General features: G+C 41.1%; 21 protein-coding genes. 5 read left to right on the forward strand and 16 right to left on the reverse strand.

Annotated elements, in window-relative coordinates:
• Nucleotides 1-58: 58 nt before the first annotated feature.
• The 5 genes from DZ860_RS10600 to DZ860_RS10620 form a co-directional block, all read right to left on the reverse strand.
• Nucleotides 59-538 carry a hypothetical protein gene (locus tag DZ860_RS10600; RefSeq protein ID WP_120031037.1) on the reverse strand — a complete coding sequence of 160 codons (480 nt, stop codon included), beginning with the start codon at nt 536-538 and terminating at the stop codon, nt 59-61.
• Between the two features lie 99 nt (nt 539-637).
• On the reverse strand, nt 638-1,315 hold the full coding sequence (locus DZ860_RS10605; RefSeq protein WP_120031039.1) for an SH3 domain-containing protein: 678 nt from the start codon (nt 1,313-1,315) through the stop codon (nt 638-640).
• A gap of 279 nt (nt 1,316-1,594) precedes the next feature.
• Nucleotides 1,595-1,942, reverse strand: a complete 348-nt coding sequence (locus DZ860_RS10610; protein WP_120031040.1) for a 4a-hydroxytetrahydrobiopterin dehydratase — start codon at nt 1,940-1,942, stop codon at nt 1,595-1,597.
• Entirely contained in the window at nt 1,932-2,726 is a 795-nt protein-coding gene (phhA, locus tag DZ860_RS10615; RefSeq protein WP_120031042.1) for a phenylalanine 4-monooxygenase, read from the reverse strand. Before phhA ends, DZ860_RS10610 begins: the two co-directional genes overlap by 11 nt.
• 306 nt (nt 2,727-3,032) lie before the next feature.
• Nucleotides 3,033-3,614, reverse strand: coding sequence for a class I SAM-dependent DNA methyltransferase (locus DZ860_RS10620; RefSeq protein ID WP_120031285.1), 582 nt, complete (start codon nt 3,612-3,614; stop codon nt 3,033-3,035).
• 161 nt (nt 3,615-3,775) lie between these two features.
• Here DZ860_RS10620 and DZ860_RS10625 point away from each other — a divergent pair, with 161 nt between their 5' ends.
• The 4 genes from DZ860_RS10625 to DZ860_RS10640 all read left to right on the forward strand — a co-directional run bounded on the left by DZ860_RS10625 (nt 3,776) and on the right by DZ860_RS10640 (nt 8,001).
• Nucleotides 3,776-4,654 carry a LysR family transcriptional regulator gene (locus tag DZ860_RS10625; RefSeq protein WP_120031044.1) on the forward strand — a complete coding sequence of 293 codons (879 nt, stop codon included), beginning with the start codon at nt 3,776-3,778 and terminating at the stop codon, nt 4,652-4,654.
• A 204-nt stretch (nt 4,655-4,858) separates the two neighbouring features.
• The gene (locus tag DZ860_RS10630) at nt 4,859-5,758 is read left to right on the forward strand and encodes a cation diffusion facilitator family transporter (protein ID WP_120031046.1); all 900 of its coding nucleotides are present in this window, start codon (nt 4,859-4,861) and stop codon (nt 5,756-5,758) included.
• A 288-nt stretch (nt 5,759-6,046) separates the two neighbouring features.
• Nucleotides 6,047-7,678, forward strand: a complete 1,632-nt coding sequence (locus DZ860_RS10635; protein WP_165862887.1) for a response regulator — start codon at nt 6,047-6,049, stop codon at nt 7,676-7,678.
• Nucleotides 7,675-8,001: an Hpt domain-containing protein gene (locus DZ860_RS10640; protein WP_120031050.1), complete on the forward strand. Its 327-nt coding sequence runs from the start codon at nt 7,675-7,677 to the stop codon at nt 7,999-8,001. Before DZ860_RS10635 ends, DZ860_RS10640 begins: the two co-directional genes overlap by 4 nt.
• Nucleotides 8,002-8,307: 306 nt before the next feature.
• Here the strand turns inward: DZ860_RS10640 and DZ860_RS10645 are convergent, their stop codons facing one another.
• The 11 genes from DZ860_RS10645 to DZ860_RS10695 form a co-directional block, all read right to left on the reverse strand.
• A complete protein-coding gene (locus tag DZ860_RS10645; protein ID WP_120031052.1) occupies nt 8,308-9,630 on the reverse strand; it encodes a glycosyltransferase family protein in 1,323 nt (440 codons plus the stop codon).
• A gap of 128 nt (nt 9,631-9,758) precedes the next feature.
• Nucleotides 9,759-10,556 (reverse strand): family 16 glycosylhydrolase, encoded by a 798-nt coding sequence (locus DZ860_RS10650; RefSeq protein WP_243641842.1) that lies wholly within the window; start codon nt 10,554-10,556, stop codon nt 9,759-9,761.
• A gap of 94 nt (nt 10,557-10,650) precedes the next feature.
• On the reverse strand, nt 10,651-11,535 hold the full coding sequence (locus DZ860_RS10655) for a hypothetical protein (protein WP_120031055.1): 885 nt from the start codon (nt 11,533-11,535) through the stop codon (nt 10,651-10,653).
• On the reverse strand, nt 11,532-12,914 hold the full coding sequence (locus DZ860_RS10660; protein ID WP_120031057.1) for a DUF3131 domain-containing protein: 1,383 nt from the start codon (nt 12,912-12,914) through the stop codon (nt 11,532-11,534). The genes DZ860_RS10655 and DZ860_RS10660 overlap by 4 nt, the downstream gene beginning before the upstream one ends.
• Nucleotides 12,915-12,923: 9 nt before the next feature.
• Entirely contained in the window at nt 12,924-14,324 is a 1,401-nt protein-coding gene (locus DZ860_RS10665; RefSeq protein WP_120031059.1) for a DUF3131 domain-containing protein, read from the reverse strand.
• A 115-nt stretch (nt 14,325-14,439) separates the two neighbouring features.
• On the reverse strand, nt 14,440-15,759 hold the full coding sequence (locus DZ860_RS10670; RefSeq protein WP_120031061.1) for a DUF3131 domain-containing protein: 1,320 nt from the start codon (nt 15,757-15,759) through the stop codon (nt 14,440-14,442).
• Nucleotides 15,749-17,608 (reverse strand): glycosyltransferase family 2 protein, encoded by a 1,860-nt coding sequence (locus DZ860_RS10675; RefSeq protein ID WP_120031063.1) that lies wholly within the window; start codon nt 17,606-17,608, stop codon nt 15,749-15,751. The genes DZ860_RS10670 and DZ860_RS10675 overlap by 11 nt, the downstream gene beginning before the upstream one ends.
• 96 nt (nt 17,609-17,704) lie before the next feature.
• A complete protein-coding gene (locus DZ860_RS10680) occupies nt 17,705-18,166 on the reverse strand; it encodes an ATP-binding protein (protein WP_120031065.1) in 462 nt (153 codons plus the stop codon).
• A gap of 19 nt (nt 18,167-18,185) precedes the next feature.
• Entirely contained in the window at nt 18,186-19,310 is a 1,125-nt protein-coding gene (locus tag DZ860_RS10685) for a nucleotidyltransferase family protein (protein ID WP_120031067.1), read from the reverse strand.
• Between the two features lie 8 nt (nt 19,311-19,318).
• On the reverse strand, nt 19,319-19,651 hold the full coding sequence (locus DZ860_RS10690; RefSeq protein WP_120031069.1) for an STAS domain-containing protein: 333 nt from the start codon (nt 19,649-19,651) through the stop codon (nt 19,319-19,321).
• The gene (locus DZ860_RS10695; protein WP_120031071.1) at nt 19,603-20,856 is read right to left on the reverse strand and encodes a PP2C family protein-serine/threonine phosphatase; all 1,254 of its coding nucleotides are present in this window, start codon (nt 20,854-20,856) and stop codon (nt 19,603-19,605) included. Before DZ860_RS10695 ends, DZ860_RS10690 begins: the two co-directional genes overlap by 49 nt.
• A gap of 177 nt (nt 20,857-21,033) precedes the next feature.
• Between DZ860_RS10695 and DZ860_RS10700 the strand changes: the two genes are divergently transcribed.
• Nucleotides 21,034-22,059, forward strand: a complete 1,026-nt coding sequence (locus DZ860_RS10700) for a hypothetical protein (RefSeq protein WP_243641843.1) — start codon at nt 21,034-21,036, stop codon at nt 22,057-22,059.
• Nucleotides 22,060-22,120: the final 61 nt, after the last annotated feature.

The raw sequence follows: 22,120 nt of genomic DNA on the forward strand, positions 1-22,120 counted from the left end.
CTGCCTATCTAGTGACAAATCGGCAGACAAAACCATCCAATAGTTAACTCAATTGAAATTACGAAGAAAAAGGAAACTGGCTATTAAGCGCAACGTAAAGGGCGTTACTCTCTTTCCAACCTGAGATACGGTGAGTTTGAGTGAGGCGATTACCAACCCAGTAATTTAAATTACTATTAGTAGGTTGGTAGAGGTAATACTGAGCAGCAACATCGACAAACTGACTTAAGCTATCGCCTGCTGGCGGCTCTTCATCTTCAATGTTGCGACTAAACCAGAAATTGCGTTGGAGATTAAGAATGCCCAATGAAAAAGAGCTAGATTCAGACTCTGTTGAGGGTGCTGTGGAATTTTCTGTCGGGTTGTTTAACTGAGTAAACAACCCATCCAATTCAATCGCACTAAATTTACTGGCGTGACCATTAGCAAAGCGTGTATTAAGTTCTTGTTCAGTTTGCGATAGATATGCCAAAGCCTGCGAGGGTAAAACCATCGCAAGAATTGATAACCATAAAAATCGAAACACGCGTTGCGTCATTAATTTATCGTATGAAATAAGGATATTTAACAAGCTTGCATGATAGTGCGCTTAAGCTATGACAACAACTAAAAAGTTCTAAAACCTAACTTTTCAAATCTAACGGTAAAAAATCTCGCCGTTTTCTACATTTAAGTAGATCTTATTGGCCTGTTTTAAACCACCACAATAGACAAAATAAACAGCTTGCTCAGAATACGTTCGGGAGCGAACCCAGCCCTTTAGCTCTTCAAAGTCAGGGGGAACGCAGGTTCCATCTTTTAACAAGCTATCCGTTGTTTTGATAAACATCTCAAAATGTTGCTTAAAGTCATCTGAACCCTCAATATAACTACTAACGGTTTCTAAACGTTCCTGTTTGGTAATCGTGGGTGGAACTTCGAGCAACGCATCCATGGGTACCCATTCAGCAACTTCTGGGCCACCCTCTTTATAAACGTAATAAGGAGAAATGCGGCCCCATCCCTCTTTTTTCTCCAAAACATATAATTTATCACCTCGATACACGATCGTTTCCACAAACGCGTCGCTATCAGGGGCCTCCCGCACACCTAAACGTTCGCTACTAACATAGTAATCGGTGACAGGTTTTACATCTTTAGAGGGGGAAATTGGCATCGATACCTGTGGTGCTGGAGCGACGGGCGCCACTTTGTTTTTTGCCTGCATTGCCGCTTCTTCTGCGTCTTGCATTGGTTTCAAATAGAAAATGTAGTAACCGCCGGCGGCGCAGGCTAACCCCAGCACCAACAGCACTAACATTAAGGTCTTTTTCATTCTATCAATACTCGGGGGTAATACTTCCTTTGCCTTTATCGGCGTGTCATTCTAAAACTTTACCTCTACTGGGTATTCCCTATCATTTATTGATAAATCCTTTGTGCCAAAAAAATATAGCCAAAAGCGTTAACCGAAACACTTGAAAAAGCAGATGGGTAATAAGTTAATCCCTTTAACATTGGGGGAGCGATGTCATTGGGATGTACCAACATAGCCAACAACACTGCAACTTCAAGTATGGGTGGATAAATTTAGATTAGATCTCTGCTGATTGGCTTAGCTACACACGTCAAGCTCTAACGCTTTGTCACACTTCGCAGCGCAGATGAAATCATTTTGATGCAACCCTTTTATCGAATGGCTCCACCATGTAATCGTTACTTTGCCCCACTCCAATACGATAGTCGGATGGTGAAATTGCTCTTCCGCAATTTGGGCCACTTGATTGGAAAAATCCCACGCCAATTTGAAATTTTTAAATCGGTATACTTTCTCTAATTGAGGAATACCATCACGTTCCACTAACGCCCAATCCGTGAGTTCGGTTAATAGTGCTCTCTGCTGCTCTGCGTCCAAGGCAGTGGCATCACTATGACAAGCTTCACAACGTAGATCATCCAACATTTATTGATTCCTTTGGTTCGAAAAGAGGTGGTAAAAGCCCCGCTTGCATTGCGCGGCGTGTATATTCCATCAAGTCCATTTTGCTCAATTGATAAAGCTGTTGTATATCATCCAACACAAAGTAAATTGGCTGCATAATATCAATACGATAAGGGGTTCTCAGCACGGTATGTGTATCGAAAGAGGCTCTTTGAGGGGTATCTGATTCCAATGCGTATAGGGTTTCTCCTGGTGAAGAAAGGATTCCACCGCCATATATTTTCAGTTGGTCGGCCTCTTTGACTAATCCAAACTCAACCGTAAACCAATACAACCTAGCGAGGTATACCCGCTCTTGAGGTGTCGCATCTTTTCCAAGCTGACCGTAATTCTGAGTAAACTGAGCAAAGGCTGGATTAGTGAGCATCGCACAATGCCCAAAGATCTCATGAAAAAAATCAGGTTCTTGTAAATAGTCGAACTCTTCGCGACTGCGTAAGAATGTAGCAACTGGAAATTGTTTATTTTCCAGTAGCGTAAAAAATCGATCGAAGTTTATTAAGGCAGGAACGGGAACAACCTGCCATCCTGTCTCTCGTTCTAGAATAGTGTTGATTTCAAATAACTGCGGAACTCGTTCTACCGGGAGGTTTAACAAATCGAGACCATGTAAGTATTCACTGCACGCACGAGTCTCTACGACTTCAAGTTGACGAGTAATCAAATCTCTCCAGATAGCATCTTCATCAGACGTCCAATCGACCATTCCTTTATCGTTCACTGGCTTAGAATGATATTGAGTCATCTTCGCACCTCTTACGCTATTCCATTTATTTAAGCCTACTTCTTTCCTCCCGCAGGTGACAATATCGACCCTTGCTTAATTTCGCCTCATTTGTGTAACAAATAATTTACATTAAAGAGTCGAGACAGCGTAAAAACAAATCGCTTTAAATCCAGCGCCTCAGGTCAAGCAACTTTAGAATGGGCTGTTTTGATTTAAATCGTGTATGACTAAGTTAGATTTAGACGGCAATAAAAAAGCCCAAGTCATAAACTTGGGCTCTCTAATGATTCAACTAATTCTCTTTATACGATTATCTGTCGCCGATTATTTCTTGGCAACCGCCATTAGAACATCAAGTTCCCCTTCAGGCGTTGTAATTGAAAATGGTACTGACACAGACACTTCACTGAAGCCGACGCTTGTTAGTACTTGTTCTGCATGAATAAAAGAGATACCGCTGCTTTCTGCATCATCAGTGACGAGCCAATCCCAATGCACAAAATAACCACCATCATCTAAAATGGTATAAATGATATCGCAGACGTCAGCGTAATTTGAGATAAAGCCACAAACAGAAGAAGCGACAACCAGTTCAAACTGATTGCGAAAGGCAGGGTGGATTGCAACTAAGCCACGCGTCAACAAATCAACGACGGGCTCCACATTTTCAAGCTGCTTATCGTCAAGTTGCTCAATCATGGCCTCAGATGAGTCCAAAGCAACAATGTCTTTAACGATAGGAGACAATCTTTGGCTTAATAAGCCAGTACCACAACCAAAATCAAGAACGTGCTTTCCATGTAAATTGACGAGCTGCTGTAGTGATTCAAATGCTTGATTGGCGTAGGTTGCTGTTGCTTCACTACTTTCCCAATTCGCAGCATGTTCATCCCAGTTTATTGCCACCATGATCTCCCTTTAACTTCATTCATCAGGCATTGTCCAAGAGTAAACCAAAACGCCCTACTTTTCATAGTAACTTTGCATGAAAACAGTGATTTAACTAGCCCCAATTCTTGTACATGAGTATATAATGGACCGGTAATGTTAACTCTTTGTGAATAGCGATGAACTTATCTCAGATCCAAGCCTTTATTACCATAGCCGATACTGGCTCTGTTTCAGAAGCCGCACGACAACTCGATTGTAACCGCACCAAACTGAGTATGGCGATTAAAGCCCTAGAGAAAGATCTCGATATTGAATTATTTATCCGCAGCGGAAATCAACTGACGTTATCTGAAGCTGGTAAAGCCATTTACAAAGATGGCCAAAGTCTGTTGGTTACTGAAGCGCGTATTCGCCAAACTTGTTTACAAGCCTCAGGGGAGTTCAATGCCGAAATCTGGATAGCTCGTGATGACTCCTTACCCGATGAAAAATGGCAGGCTTTTGCTCACCGTTTGAATCATCGATTTCCAGCTACCGCATTTAATATCGTACTCGCATCATGTGGCGATTTAGCCAACTTGGTTGCTACCGGCCAAGTCGATTTTGCATTTGGTGTCGATTATGAACGCATTGATGACCCACATATTACCTATCAACCATTAGGTAAAATTCGCATGATGTCGGTATGTAAAGCAAACCATCCACTAAGCAAGTTACGCCGAGTTTCAAATGAAGAATTAAGAAACTCCATGCAAGCCGTGATGGTCTACCTCAACGAAAAAGACAACCCTGAATTGAAACCATTCTCGCTGCGTCACATTGGTTTTTCGAGTTTTGACTACATCCTCACTACCATTTTAAGTGAAGATGCTTGGGGCGTATTACCGGAGCCTTTGATCCGACATCACCTTCGTCAACAATCTCTAGCAGTAATAAAACATACTTATGGTTTGACCCAAGAAGACTATTGTATGTTCACTTCATCGGGAAAAGCTGAGCATCCGGGAATGACATGGCTAGCAGATAAACTCAACGAATATTTATTCGATTTCTAAGTATTCATTATTGATTTTTAATTTTGTGACGAACAAAAATCAGTCAGTGTCAATTTTACTGACACCAGTGAAGAGATGTAACCCCATGTATTTACTGGGTAATTATTTTAATCAACCAGTTTACCAAGGGAATTCTCAAGATTCCATTTGTCTAAACCTCTCAGACCGAGAACAATATAGGTACATTCTAATTGAGTAATCTATATGTGTGCCCGGACAAGCTTAAACGAAAAACGAGTTCTAACCTTTTCAGCCCTTTTAGCGTCAGGTTTTGCAGGAGGAGGTTTAGTCTTAGGTCTATTAGTTGGTTCTCTGGTCATTGTTTTTGATGGTGTTTATTCTTTAGTCAGCTTGCTGTTAACTTTATTGTCACTGGCTGTCTCACGTTACATTCAAGGTCCATCAGTTAGCCGCTTTCCGTTTGGTAAAGCCGTACTAGAACCACTAGTTATCGCCGTTAAAGGCATTGTTATTCTTACAGTAGTGCTCTATTCACTGCATTCTGCTGTATTAGCCATGTTTACTGGTGGTCGTGAAGTTAACCCATCAATCGCTACATTATTTGGTGCTATAAACGTTATTGGCTGTGGTTATGCTTGGTGGTTTATCGCGCAGAAATCAAAACGTTTTAGTTCTGGTCTTATTGGTGCAGAAGTGAAGCAGTGGCAGATGGATACATTATTAAGTGTGGCTATCACCATCGGTTTTATTGCAGCTTGGATTGTCTCTAAAACGCCATATGCACATTATGCTCAGTTCGCCGATCCTGCGATGATGATTTTAATGTCGTTTTACTTCATTAAAGTCCCATTTGATATGATTCGTAATGCTTTACGCGAACTATTGATGATGAAACCAAACGAAAATATTTACGCTGCGGTTGATAAAGAAATCCTAGCTCTGGAACACCAAGTTTCAGATAGTATGGAACTGGAATTAGCTGGGGTAACAAAAATCGGTCAAGAATTAAGAATCAACATCGATGTATACCCAAACCAGACACAAGTCCAGGTTGCTGATGTGATAAAAGCGCGTCGTATTTTAAAACACAAACTTTCATCTTTATCATTGGATCTTCAGTTAACAATGAACATTGCTAGTTAACTTTTAAAGCAAAGTCTACGCGTGTAGACTTTGCTTTTTCTACGCGCTACCCCTCATTTTCAAATATAACCTCTCATCAACTAAATCCATGTATTGTTAAGATACTATCTCGCTCCGAGTGCTTCATCATCTATGGGTTAACCACAAATCAACTTTTAATACTCTAGCTAAAAAGACAGCAGCATCTCCATTGATTCTATCTTCTATCTATATGGTCAATATGCAATCGGTAGTCTATTATTCTAAAATAATTTACTGTTTCTCGTTCACGTTAACATGGAGAGTACCTTGAACAAGAATTCATTACGTTCAATTAGCAATCTACAATTTCTTATCGTCGAAGATTCAACCACCTCGGCTATGCTAATTCGTCAGCAACTGATCAGCCTGGGGAGTGACTATGATCGGATTGTTATTGTTGAACGCTATCAAGATGCGGTAAAAATAATTGAGTCTCATAAGTTCGATATTTTAATTGTGGATTATCATCTCGAACAATATCTAACAGGTTATGAACTTGCGATGCTTCTCTATCGTAATCGATTGATCACGGACTCTTGTGGTGTTTTATTTGTTTCCGGTGATTCAAGCCAAGAAACCGTTTTGACTGCCCTATCAGGTAAAGTCCGACACTATATTACGAAGCCTATCGCCACCAACAATTTAAAAAATAAGATCCTAACGATTTGTTCTGAAAATAATGCAATAGCACAATTTAATCATTATCTAAAATCACACTCCAACGCAACCGCTTCGCTCTTTCTTGATCAGGTTACTCATTCAGGGCATGTGATCACTCTTGAATCCATTTTGATTGATTTTCTGATGTCACGCGAATCATGGCAAATATTACAGGAATATCTCAACTTATCACAAACAACAATGAACACCGCTAAAGTCTGCGCCCTAGCTCATCTAGATTGCATTAATAATGATTGGCCAGAGGCAATTCACAGACTACATGCTTTTATTGACGAAAATCCGCTCTGTCAAAAAGCAATGGACTGCCTAGCAATGACTTATAGTGAAGCCAATCAAACTTCAAACGCTCAGTTTTGGGCAATGAAAGTCTTTGAGTTAACGCCGAGTATCGGCGATAGAGCACTCCGTGCTAGCCAATATACAGCCCAGAGAAGAGAGGCTGAGAAATTAATTAAAATTGGTAGTAGCTACGCGAATCATCTATCTGTAGTGGACTCTCATTGGTTTTCTTTCATCACACACCATTTTTATGATGTTGAATACGTTTATCTCAACACTCAAAATATCGCTGCAAAGACTGCACTAGTTAACCATGTGAATACATTTGTTGTGATAGCGTCAAAGAAACTTCTTGGGAAGCGAGTGACTTCATTACATGCGCTTAAGCAACTTTTCCAATGCCATATTCTGATTCACGAGGGGAATGACGAATTGGCCCATAAAAAACTACTAGCTGGACTTTCTCCCTACTATGACGAGTTGTTCACTTGTCCAACAACGTTATTAACGGAGTTCTTACCTGCATTACTCTATTTTGGTGAACTTGAGATCTATCGCTGTTTAGTTGCAGTTATCGCAACACGCAACCATAGCTTTAACCCTCATTACTTACCAAAGCGCCTGTTTAGGTTAGAAACGGATGATGAATCACAAGATTTTTCACCATTTTCTTTGGAAAATACACTCCTAGACGTGAACGAATATCAAACGATGATAAAGCGCCACCCGCACGCTAGTGAATCAAAAATCAAGTACCTACATAGCACTTATGTCCAGCAACAAGGGGATCGCAATACGATTGTTCGATATCTTACGGAACTTGATACTCTTGACCTTCCTCCATTATGGCAACATTGGGTAATTCTCGCTAAACAACATAAATTCAGTACACCGCCACCGGCTCCATTTATACTCACCAAAGAAAGGAGTACTTCATGATTAATTTTGACCTGCTCACAAAGTACTTAGAACACGATACTGATATTATTGAAGCAGTATTAGTGGCCTATTTAGAAGATCACCACGATTTCAATGCTGAATTTACGAAGCAGCTCAACGCTAAAGATTGGCAAGCGCTGGGACTTAATGTCCATACATTAAAAGGCGTTCTGTCGAGCTTTGGTGAAACAACGATCACTCCCGTTCTTGAGCGAGTGGAATTTTGCAGCAAACAGCAGGAACATCCGGCACAAGAAGATATAGATCTGATCACTATCGAAATCAATAAGATCAACCAGCAAATCGAAGAGTATGTCAGTTAAAAAGTTGAGGGGGTTATCATGGTAATCCTCATCTTTTTTAACTCGATACCGCTTAACTCGATAAAGCTAGCTCACGACAAACTCCTGAGGAAATAATGTGTATCTAGATATGATACCAATCCAGATAAGTAAGTGGTCAGAATTTGCAAATAACAATCAGAAAAAATGTACAAAGGTCTTATGTGGATCAAAGTGCGAACATCCTTTCCTAACTTTTGAGTCTAATAACCACCTCGGCATAACTACCGCCTGGTGGCGGTAGTTTTAAACTTACAATTCACCAAAAATCAACCGACGCTCTCAAAATCATGCTGTGTCGATCTGAGCCTGCAACATTTTTGCGCTCAAAATCCAATTTCGTACTGATTGAGGAGACATTATTTTCGGATCACCTAAATCTGAATCAGACGCACGTACAAGCTCTGGTGGGACCACATCAATAATTAGCTCCAAATCTTCATGAGATTTAATTTCTTTATTGAATACATCGGCCATTTCCTTACTATAATCTGCTTTACGAGCTTGAGCAGCTTTCACTAATCCATCAAGTAAAACGTACCAAGTTGTCATTGGTCCTTGTACGATAGAAGCCGACTCAGCAACTGAGTCAATAAAAGCGAATGGAATAGTATCAATTGGCTGGTTTATCTCCATCGCAGCGAGAATCCAATCTGTATCAAATGAAAAGTCATACACGGTTGGTTTTTTGAGTATCTCTTTCAACACATTTCGATCATACAATTTAAACGCGGCTTGCGTGTCTTTTATACCGTGCTCGAATATCGGAGAGCCGATCATTCGTTGCATGTGCCGAAGCGTTTTAATCCCCGCCCCCCAGCGCTCTTCTTGCTTTACCAAAATCGAGTTTTTATGTTTTCTATTACCCAATACAACTGACTTACCCTGCTCTACATACGGTTGCAAAATTAACCCGAGTTGACCTAAATGAACCGAGTTATCTGCGTCAGTATATACGACCGCATCAGCACCATTATCGAGGGCACTCTGACAACCTAAGATGATTGCTCCACCTTTTCTGGAGTCATTGGCATTAGCCAAATTTGCCAAAGGTCCAGACTTTGTAGGAAGCGCATCGCTAAGTTCCAATATATGTAATCGCTCTACCAGAGAACATTGTGAATAGGGTAGTAATGCATTTTCGAGCTCATAATCCATTCCATTCGCAATCTCACGAGCAATTTGGGCACTATTATGAGGGCAACCATCATCGACTGCATACAGAGACCATTCAACTTTAGTGTCTTTTGTCGCCCACTCAAGTTGGGTTACTTTAGTTCTCAATGAGTCTTCACCATTGGGGTTATTAGCGTCTTTCGGTTCTAACCGATTGTGCTCTCCCCACATAGCAAATACGACTGCAAGCTTGAGCTGTTGTGTTATAGAAAGTAAATATCGACGAGATTCAACCAACTTTATCGCTAGTTGGAAAGCCAATGGAGCATCATATTGGTGACTGAGTTGTTGAAGATCTTCAACAGATAGGTCATCAAGAATAAGTATGTCATCGGATAAATCGAGCAATTGTTCTTGGTGTCGTTGGTTGGTTAAATCAAATTTGGGGTTGGCTGATTTAAGTAAACTCAGCGCCTTAGATCTTGAATTCATCATACACTCTCCCTAGCCATTATTTTTATAGAACTAGGATAAGGTTAGTATGCAACTCGCTTTATACAAGTTATCTCATATATAATTCACTTTACATATACTTTCATTATTGTTCCTTGAACCATGACATCTCATAAAGGCTTGTTGATACAAGAAGTGTCAGGAGTAAAACTGAAATTTCTATACTTAGCTCGATAGGTTTCGCGTTTACTGATATCAAACTCCCCTGCCCAATTGGCTATATCTGGGTTGGTCGCCCACACATTGGCCATCACCCGTAGTTTCGAACTGTCTGCACTGGGAGTGGGGTCGACTGGGTTATTTCTCACTTTGAATATAGACTTTCCATCAATAAACCATTCGATACCTGATTTTGACCAATAAATACCGTAACGATGGAAAGACTGTGAAGCATCAAAATCTAAGAAAACAAGCGATTCATGGGTATTAGTGTAGCCATCATCATCAGTCCAAAAATTAAGCTGCACCATATTGGTATTGCTACCCAAAAACTCAATATCTATCTCATTGTGCTTACCATTACCTCCTTCCGGCGTATCATAAGGACCGGCAAACAAGAAAAATGAAGAGACAACCCCTGGTTCACTGATCGGCTTCATATCAATTTCATAACAACCATATGAGTAGTAATGTTGACTACGTAACTCACCAGAATAAAATGTCGCAGGCTGATCTCTTTTTACTCTGTCTCTTTTTAACTTTATCTTCATTCCTCGTTGGCCAAAACTGACTGCACTGGCTTCCCAACGACTTAGAAATGGAAAACCATTTTCCCATCCATCCGACAACCACCACATCTGTGGATCCAGTTCAGTTAAAGGATCGTTCACACTATCTGCAACAACTGTTGGCGTATATAAGCCAGCAGAAAAAGAAACGGCAATCAAAGGCATCAAAAATTTCATCATTATGCAATCAGGCGTTGGATGTTTATTTAATAGTAATCAACCTATCGCACTTTGCTGTTTTTTTTGTTGCCATATTTTCGTTGCGGTTCAGCGATCAATTTTCATCTTGAATGGGAGCAAAACTGCGCCGCTGTGTAGCCTCTACACCTTGCGCACTGCGGGCTCCAAGAAGATTGCCTCTAGTTATTGGAGTACTGCTTGTCTGGTTTACATCGGTTTCTTGTGCATCTATATCTTCAACCAAACTAATAGGTTCTGAAATTACTGTAGAATCAATGTGTTTAATGTTTTTACCCAGCGTTTCTTCCCTCTTATTTTCACTATTTTCCGGCACAACTTGAGGCGTAAATGTCTGAGTATGACGAAAACCTGATGTTATCTGTAATTTCTTCGTTGGTTGGTACTGCTTTAGTTGCTCACCCGAACGAGTGGGTTGAGTACTATTTTGGGGGGCTAATTGCGGTTGTACAACCTTACTAGCAAGTTCAGATGACGGGGATTGATAACTAAAAAATCCAAGTTTGTTGTCCCATACTTCTAGCAAACTTAACAATTGCAACCAATCATTATCCACATTTGCCCCCACCCCTCCTTGAGTCATATTGACATTCAATTGCGTATTCGCTTGCTCAAATTGTTGGTGTAACTGCGACTGCATTTGTTGCCAAGAACTACCACCCATTAAGAAATAACGGACACTATTAGCCCAATATTCATAGGCTATTGGATCACCATTTTTTTCAGCGGAACTAGCTGCTAAAACCTCCGCTAACCCTGCAGCCTGCCACATTTTCTTCGCGCCTAATTGGCTTTCTAACGTCAACATTCGATTGGTTTGAACATGAAAGGTATTAGCCGCTTGTGCATAACGATTTTGATTAAGTAACAAGGTTGGCGACATTAATGCGTCGCTCACTTGTTTATTGACTGCCCAAGATGATACTGAGAAGAAAATCGCGATTAAAATAAAGTACCTCATCGGAATGTCTCCACCAAACATTTACCAGGATGGTCAAACCGAGAATCAAATTTAACGTCGCGATATTCTCGCTGTTTCTCTCCTTGATACAGTTTCCCATTTTGCTTATAGAGTAATGCTTCTAACACTCCAGCATTGGTTTTTAGACTAATACTTTTTTCATACTCGCCGGTCATCTCATATCGACCCTCGTACCATCCTCTCTGTGGGTCGTACAGCTCTCTTACGAGGACAACCAAACTATCGGTATATTCTGTTTTCCACAACGCCCACATTTGAAACGCAACCCGAGTTGATACCAAAGCAAGATGATCGTAAGAGCTGCCATCTTCAGCGAGGGTAATCCAAGGAGTCCCTAAGCCATAAATCGCATCGTAAACAAAATGAGGCTCATCAGAAACGACATGCTCACCTCTGGCTGTATAGATTTTTTCATTATCCCAACGGCGCTCCTGCACTAAATAAATAGCATCGGCCATCGCAGACAAAGCCGAATTAGAATGCGTTGCATCTGATGATTGGCTATCTGAAACCTCATCCCAATTAAATTCAAGACCTAACCATAAGTAAGGGGTGCTATAAACAGGGCGAAGAACATTAAATATTCGGGGGTCTCGACCATCGAAAAGCAAGTCTACATCGTAAATAGTTGCCACGTCGTAAGGTTCAAGGTTCATGGCTTTTTTTGGAACAACCTGCCAGTCAAGATAACCATAAGAGGTATATTCTTCTGTTCCTAGTCGGCCTTCTTTGTATCGAGTGACTTGATTGCCATTTACGACAGCGCCATACAGTTCACCATCACTGCCAATCAGTTCACAAAAATTCCAACGTAAAACAGCTTTATCAATGTACTCAGAAAACTCCGGCGACGTTTGCTTCACTATCGCTAAAACGATCAGTAAACGCCCCACATCGAGAGAAGACCAACCCATGTCTTGATATTGATTACCATAATTAACCATTCCGCCAGTTTGAGTGCTATAAACTTTATTTGGCACTTGGCCTTGGCTAAGGTCCATTTTATTAAGGAACCGTAAAACCAATGACAATCGCTCATCATATTGCTTGTTAGAAATAAAATTGAACTCTTTCGCCGCAAGTAATGAAATCAGATAGTCGGCCACTCCTGACATATTGGTAGTCGGATAATTATCAATACCATTAACTAACCCCGTAGCAAGTTGCGTATTATTTTCAACATATTTCCATGCCGTCATTGCCCATGCCAACTCTTCTTCGGTCAATTCACCATGGCGGCCTTGGCGGATCAGTTGGGATTGATTAACCGCTTCAATCCCATCGGTTACACCACGGTACACCACACCGCAGGAAGTCACGACCAACGTAAACGCTAATACAACCCATTTTTTTAGCATTCAACGCCTCTAGTTCACAAGTGGTTTCTTTTTACGCGGTAAACACTGCCCCTCATAACCAAATGGAGACTCGAGCGCTTTCTCCCATAAACTCGGTGCCGGATTATCTTTATAAGTTAATAACTTACCTTGTTTCTTAAACAAGAGGATTTCGAGTGTAATACCATTGTTGTTGGACGTAAATGTGTTGATCAGCCCAGTACCATTCTCAAAAATCCCCTCATAAAACCCTTTTTCTTTATCATAAGCAGTAGAGACATGATCAAAAAGAAGGTTGGTGTATGGCGTGTCCCATAATACCCACATTCCCATTGCTCCTTTAATCGCTACAGCAGAATATTGAGGGAGAAACTCGCCGACTTCTGAAATCGTATTCCACGCAAATCCATCTGTGTAAATTGTGTCGTAAACAAAATAGGGTGCACCGTCAAGTTGATGCTCGGTTCGTGCAGTAATGATCCCCGTCTGTTTATAACGCTCTTCTTGAACACGATAGATCTGCAGCGCGAAGTCTGCCATCCATTCATGGGAATAATTTGCATCATGGGGTGAGCGATCTGAGACATGATCCCAACCGAGTTCAATACCATCTAGAACATAGCTTTCCGTTACAACGTAACTGTGAGCTTTCAACTTACGAGGATCACGAGTGTCATAAGGGATATCATAGCCAAAAAGATTTATTGTCGCGTAAGGTTCTGCTAATGCGGCTTGTTCTGTTTTAAAGCCCCATAATTCAAACCCTTTCGCAGCATATTCTTCATAGCCTAGGCGACCTTCCTGTAGATACTGCACATCTTTGCCTGGTTCTAATAATGCCCCAAACATGGTTCCATTTTCATCGATGATATTACAGTAATTCCAGCGAAGAACGGCTGAATCAATGGCAGTTGCAAACTCAGGATACCGTTGCTTAATGATATATAACCATATCATTAAACGTCCTAGATCGAGGGCTGAATAACCAATCTCACCAGGTTGATTTCCATAGTCCACCTTTGCGGCAGTTTGTGTATTGTAAGCCTTATTGGGTAACTCACCTCTAAACAGATCAAGTTTGTTCAAAGTCGTGACAAAACGCATAAGGCGACGGTCAAATTCTGCTTTATCAATAATGCCGAGTTCATAGGCACTGACCATCCCAGCTAAATAAGAAGATGCATCCCACCAAGTCACTGATGGATAATTATTAACCGCATTAACCAACCCTGTTGACTCTTGGTAATTATTTTCAAAATAGCGCCATGCAATTCGCGCCATCTCCATCTCCTTTTCCGTCAACTCCCCTTGGCGAGGTTGAGGCGTTACCCAGTGATTCTTCCGGTCAATAATATCTTCCGAGAACTGGCTATATTTATTCCCACATCCAGCAATCGCAACCGCAATCAAACAAACAGTAAATCCGCGCATAGCTGTTCCTTCTTAATTCTTACTGTTCTTGTTAACGTTATTCTTTCGATAAATATTCTTATCAATATTGTTTTCGTCGACATCGCTATTATCGACAAAATACTTAATAATATCGCTATTTAGCACCAACGCTTAGCAATGGGCCAATTTCAAGATAAGCTAAAGACTCCAATACAATTCCATTTGTGTTCGCTGTCACAGCTTTATTTGTACGTCCATCCACTTCATATTTCCCTGAATACCAACCCTCTTCTTTTGAATATAAGTCGGACGCTTCTTTAATGAGTAAATCACTATAATCCGTGTCATAAAGTGCATACCAACCAAACGCCGCTTTTGTCGACAAGCTTTTTAAGTGCGATTGATCTTTACCATCATCAGAAATAGCATTCCACTTTTTACCGTCAGAGAACACCGTGTTGTAGACAAAGTAAGGTGCTTCATCAACGTTGTCCTCACTGACTGCAGTAACGATACCCGTTTGTTCAAATCTTGCTTTTTGCGCTAAGTAGACTCGATGAGCAAACACTTTCGATACACTATCGGCGCCAAACTCTATACCATCTAGAATATAAGATTCACTTACCACGTAGTTATGAGCATGATATTCCGCAGGATCTCTTCTATCGGTTGGGATTTCGATACCATAGACATCGATCATCTTTAGGTAATCAATATATTTCATTGAATTGAAAACATCTCGGCCCATTAACGCTAATGACTTAGACGCGTATTCTTCATAGCCGATTCTTCCCTCTTGAACCATTTCCATCACACTAGGATCATGGCTTGGTCTGGCTCCATACAAATATCCATCTTGCAGCATGGTTTCTATCTGCCAATGATCAAGTACATCGTTCACTTGAGTGTTGAACATTGGGTATTGCCAAACTAATAGATTTAACGGGACTAGAATTCGTCCAATATCGATTGCTGACCAACCAATTCCATTTGGCTGAGGGTTATTTTCATAATCCACCATTTCGAGCGTTTCGGTGTTGTACGCTTTATTCGGCAGCTTGCCATCGACAAGTGGTATTTTGGCTAAGGTACCTAACGCTTTGTCCATACGGATCTCAAATTGCTGATTGGTTATCACGTTGAGTTTTTCTGCTGAAATAAGCCCCATCAAATAGGACGCGGTATCCCACATCGTCGTAGATGGGTATCCATCAACTGAGTTAACGAGCCCTGTGTTTTCTTGATAATTGTTTTCAAAATATTGCCACGCAATATTGGCCCATTCGAACTCTTGTTGAGTTAACACTCGGCTCTCTCTATATGGGATCGCTTGCGTTGATTCGAAACGAATATTACCAAGTACTCGTTCTGGCTCGCGGCTTTCAATGCTAAAAGCAATTACCAACGCGGTAATCAAACCTAAGATAAAAACAATATGATGACGAGCATTCACTAACGCTTGTTTAAACTCCATATTTCACTTCCTCCGTGTTACTCGCTTCTTCTTCGTCTAACTCCGAGGGCGGAGGCGACCAAAAGGCTGCCGCGATCATGCCCCACATCGCCATCATGTTATTAATGATCCAAAAAGTATTTAAAACTAGCCCACCAATGGAATAGCTTCCCCAGCTTTGTGTTGAGTGACCAACCCATGCGAAAATCAAGCTGAACAAACTCAATAAAAACACCACTAATTGAGGTATCACCAACCCGATAAATCGACCAGTCTGCCGCTCTTTTGGTGTGGTTGGAAAACTAATTTTTCGTCCTCGCAGCACTGTCCAGAGCGCGCGAAAGTTAACAGGAAAAAAGGAGAGGAAGTTGGTTTTCCCTTTATATCCAGCAACGCCCCATGTTCCAATCATCATGGCAATTTCAGCAGTCAATACATAAGGTAAAAAATGCAGATAGAAAGTGACATCATATGCCGTGACAGGCGCAATTGACGTTAAGAAATAGATAATAGGGCACGCTAGAAAAATAATGTTCCAAATTGCCGAAAGGTTTGACCAAAAACTAGCCCCATACATCAATTTCTGTTTGAAACTTAATCCTTTACGCAATATCGGGTTATCATTCATAAAAATATCAATTGACCCCCCTGAATATTTAAAGCGCTGCACTGTCCATGTTTGTAAATCTTGAGGAGAAAGCATTTTACTTTCAACATTGGGGTGCATGACAGAACGCCATCCACGTTCTTGATCGGAATGCAAAACAATTGACGTATATAAATCTTCCGATACATGGAATTTATACGGGGTAAATTCCGTATCGAATAAAATCTCATTACGCAGGTTTTCAGAGACGCTATCATCGACCTTGTGTTCTTTGGTCAATAATCGTATCTGTTTTTCGACTTCCTCTTGCTCTTGGGTAATTTGTTCAACATACGCTCTAAGGGCCGCTTCCATCACTGCTTCTCGTCGGTGGATTGAACCAGCACCACAACAAAATGATGCATTAGCCCAGTTACGACGACGCTGAATCACGTCATAAAACATTTGAGGATCATTGACGAACGGATCTTCTCCTAATGTAACAGGCCCATAAAACCGCTCGATACCTCGACCTATAGGTGCTGACCACTTGCCCAATCTACGTGATAAATATTGAGGTAAGCGCTCACCCTCAGGTAAGTCAAAGAACCACTGTGGTGTTTGAACCCAAGCGACTTTGGGATCACGGAAGTAACCTAAGGTATTTTCCAAAATAGATGGGAAAGGCCGCGTGTCAGCATCACAAATAACAACAAAATCGCCACTGGTCTGCTCCATGGCGTTACGCAAGTTGCCAGCTTTGAAACCGATATTTCCATCACGTGTGATGTAACCAATACCCATTTCATCAGCCATAGCTTTCATTTCTGGACGATTACCGTCATCTAGAATATAGATATTGATATCAATGGCATGTGGATATCGAATGTTCTTAGCATCAAGGATGCTCAGCTTTACTAATTCAGGTTCTTCATCATAACTAGGAAAAAACACATCAACCCGAAGCTGCCTATCTTCCGTTGTCTCTTCTACACATTCGGCCAATTTATAAGGCGCTGGACGTTTAGGCTCATCTTTTACTTTCCATAAATTGACAGTAAAAAGTATCGAACCGATAAATGCACAGGATTCAGCAAATGCTAATGGTAGAGAAAACCACAAGGCATCATAATTTAACGCAAAGCTCCATCGCCACCACAAATACCATAATCCTAATGTCAAATTGCATGTCGCAAGATACTGATAAAGCAGCTCTCTTGGAATGCTATGAGGTACAGGTTCTGGTGGGACTCGATGTTCAAAATTCTTAAAATAATGATCCATCCTAGTATTCTCCCTCTTTGGCTAAGCCTCGACTCACCCTATCGACTGACTGTATTTATTTGGAGACATGCCGTTTTTTAACCGGCTTAGAAAGACTTATGACGGATCTAATTGCTTAACCATCAAATAAGTATTTTTGTCATCCATCGTGCTGAGTTCTACCCTATCCATCAAACTGGATACGATAACGAAACCTCGCCCTGATGTTGTCCATGTTTCATCATCACTTGGATCTGGCTCAATAAACTCATTAGCAAGCGCCTGTTTAAACTGCTGTGGTGTCATCACACTACCTTGATCCGTAATTCGGACATGTAGCTGTTGTTTTTGTTCATCCAAATCACATGACAACTCGATTGGTAGTCCCTCTTGTGAGTCATAGGCATGAATAAAGGCATTATTGACCATTTCAACAACGCACAATTCAACTTGCTGTGAGATCTCATCAGTCAAACCAAGCTTTCGCCAGTAATCGGAAATATCATCAGATGCCAAGCGTGACGCATCTAGAGAACTCAAATACACATGGTTGAACGTCGAGGTTTCTAGTTGTTTCATGTTCTGACCCTTAATCGTCTTACATACCTTTAAGCATATCCGTTACGCGGTTATGAATAGGATGGGTACGTAAATGGCTCCAACTTAAATCATTGTTGGTGTTTCCATCATGGCCAATACAGTAATTTCCGAAAATTGTTTGGCCATTCACGTGAGTTCCAGCATGTACATGAATATAATCAAAAATCAGCGATTCCTGTACACTACTCTGGGCATCTATGACGCAGTTAGCACCTATTAAAGCCGGCCCAGTAATTGTCGCTCCATCCTCAATTTTACAGCCACTACCAATCACAACTGGGGGTTGGACATGGCACTTTTCTAGATCCACCACGGTATTGATGCCAAGCCAAACTCCGGCTTTGATCTGAGTGCCAGGCACTCTGTATCCCGGTACTTTTCCATCCAAAATATCTCGAGTAACTCCCCAAATATCCGTGATATTACCGACATCTAGCCATTGGAAGTTCATATCAACCGCATAAAATGGGACATGTTGTTCCACCAGTGTCGGGAAAAGATCGCTACCAATATCGTATTCCATTCCCCGAGGGATATAATCAAAAATAGCAGGCTCGAAAATATAAATACCCGCATTAATTTGTGTCGAAAGAGCTTCCTCTTTAGCGGGTTTTTCCTGAAAGCTGGTTACCTGTCCGATGTTATTAGTGACAACGACACCGTACTTTTCTACTTCGTCCAACATAACCTGCTTTGTGATTATTGTGGCAATTCCACCGTTTTTCTTATGCTGACGAACAGCCTCTGTTAAATCCAAATCAACCCAAGCATCACCACAAACCACGACGAATGTTTCATCAAAAAAACCTGAAAATTCCTGGATTTTTTTCATACCACCCGCAGAACCAAGCGCTTTACTAACGTATTGTCCATCTCGCATCTCCCCCTCATAGGAGTAAGAAAGCTGCACGTCAAAATGGTGTCCATCACCAAAATAGCCCTCAATAACTTCGGCAAGATGACTAGTATTAATTACTATCTTGCTAATATTGTGTTGAGCAAACAATTCAATCATCGATTCCATCACCGGTTTACCAAGAATCGGAATCATAGGTTTAGGAATAGACTGAGTGATCGGTCTTACGCGTGTACCTTTTCCTGCGGCGAGTATCATTCCTTTCATAACGTCACCTAAACCGCTGTTTCTAAAGCTGCATCGACACTATCAAACGTTTTGATTAATCGATCCATGCGCGTTAATTTAAATAGACTCAATACTGGTGACTGTGCGTTCGCTACTGCAATATTTTTGTCTTTCAGTAATTTATAGATCGCCATCAAAGCACCTAAACCACTGCTATCCATAAACTTCACATTTTGTATATCAAGCACAATGTAGTCACCTAACTCTTGCTGAATTGCTTCAACATGATTACGAAATGCTGGCGCTAATTTAGCATCAAAGCGTTCTTCATTTATTTGAAGAATTGTGCTGTTGCCCTGTTTACTAATCTCATATCGCATTTTTCTGCTCCTTCAATCGGACCTTTCCATTCTGCTGCTAACACACTTACGTCATCGTCAAAACTCTCAGAGTTTTGCCAATCCTTGACCGCTTTTACAACGAGTTCCGTTTGTTGATGCATAGGGTAATCGTTGAGATTTTCGATCGTGTTACACAAAGCAGCTTCGCTAAACTGCTGTGCATTATTTTCCGCTTCGGTCAAACCATCTGAATAAAACCAAACCTTGTCACCCGGCTCTAACTGAACAATCGATGACTGATATTCAACATCATCAAACGCCCCAACAACAAAATTATCGTGCCCGATCAATTCTGCCGCTCCTTGCTTGCTGTGGTACCAAACTAAAGGCGGATGCCCGGCACAACAAAATGACATTAGGCCTGTTTGGGTATTGAGTACGGCATAAATCATGGTGAAATACAGCATGTTATCTGAGCCGCTTTGATAATTTTTATTTAAACTTTCAACGACTTCTTCTGGTGAGCAAATTTCCATTTCACCAGCATTGTCACGTTGAACAATCGAATTCGGCGCATTACCGACCATCAAACTCTGTTGAACAGAGAATGACATCAAAGCTGACGATACTCCGTGCCCGGCAACATCAAACAAATAAAAAGCAATATGGTTTGAATCTAACTGCATATATCCCAGCATATCACCACCAATTTGAGCACTAGGTATAGAGACATAACTTAGCTCAACACGTGGTAATGAATGTACTTTTGGCAGAATATGGCGAATCAGATCGCCAGCTGAATCTAAATCACGCTTAATCGTTTCATACGCTTCATCCAAACGATCATTTTTTTCTGTTAATTCGTTATGAAGACCGAGCGTTCTAAAGCCAGCTCGAATTCTGGCATCCAATTCATCAACAGCCGTTTTTTTATCGACAAAATCATCCGCACCGGCATCAATACCATTGATGATAGACTCTTGGTCATTTTTAGAAGAAAGGAGAACAAAAAAGATATAACGATGGTAATCGCATGATTTTAACGTACGACAAAGCTCGATACCGCTCATACCCGGCATCATCCAATCACTTAGCACGAACTGAATATCTTGGCTTTCAGCAAGTATCTCTAATGCTGCTTGGCCACCATTAGCTGTGATAACTTGATAGCCACGTTTTTCTAGCACAGAACGCATGAATAACAGCACAGTACGGCTGTCATCTACTAATAAAATTTTTTTCATCCCTAGCCCGTCATAAATTTTTTATAATGCTGACGTTTGACATGAGTCTGCATATTTCTTCACCCATTAAGGGGCTTTACTTCGCAAGCTCTACTGATTTAGGTTAGACTTTAATCATCGCTTTGCAAATTGTTTCCTATAATTTTCCTAACCTTATGTGAATTTTGTTATCTAAGTATGATTAAAAATCGCCCAGCAATGTATTTCTTGTTCCAACTCCTCATATGGCTTTTCATTTGGAGTAAGATAGTTGTCCAAGTAACTTACGCTGATGAATATCTGTCCAACACTAGTCCACTGGCGACCAACCCAAGTTCTCATGTACTAACCGAGCAACATCTATCAGATCAAACAACGTCAACAGCCAATGAAAACGATGAGTTGGATTTAATATGGAATGGGGTTAGCTCCTCTTTTGTCTTTCCATACCAAGAATGGAAAAACAAACATTTTCTTGATGGGCTTAGTGGAAATATCGGATATCACCAACCTTTAACGCAAACCGAAGCTGCTAGTTTACCGCCAGGGAGTACCCAAGGCCCAAGTACCCATAATGTCACTTCAACTCTCTCTCTCAAATATACAGTCGCGGGTAACTGGTTTGTTTCAGGGACGGTTTATTACTATTGGGACAAAGAGCAGCAGCAAGATTGGAACCCTGATTTCACCTACGTTTTCGGATACAGTGATTGGCGTCCTTATACATTAAGCTTGGTGTACGCTAATTATGGAGGAAATCGGTTTAATCCATCAGAGCAACAAAAGATCACAGAATTTAACCAAGGCACTTGGTCTTTAGGCTGGAAGTTTCCAATCGTTGACCCCGTAAATCGCTGGCTAACATTCACTGATGATGGTGCTATCGGGTGCCAGTTTAACTACAACTATACGCCCGAGTATTTCAACCTTGCTTCCACCACTTATGAAAATCACCATCAGACAGTCAGCCTTGGATGTAAATACTCTATTGTGGGTAACTGGTATGTTAACGGCACAGCTTTTTACTATTTTGACAAAGCCCAACAACAGCCTTGGAACCCTGACTTCACCTACGGTTTTGGTTATTTTGACTGGCGCCCAGGCACGATAACTTTGCAATATAACAATTATTCTGGGAATCGCTGGAATTCATCCACCCGAGGGGAGGATACAGGTCGATTCAAAGATGGGGCCATCACCCTCGCCTATAGCTTTGCTTTTTAAACACTTTTCATCATGAGAACCAATTTAAGATAACTAGTCTAAACTTAGGAATAAAGTTGGT

It is taken from the genome of Vibrio sinensis (assembly GCF_003605645.1).
In the GTDB taxonomy this organism is placed as follows: Bacteria; Pseudomonadota; Gammaproteobacteria; order Enterobacterales; family Vibrionaceae; genus Vibrio; species Vibrio sinensis.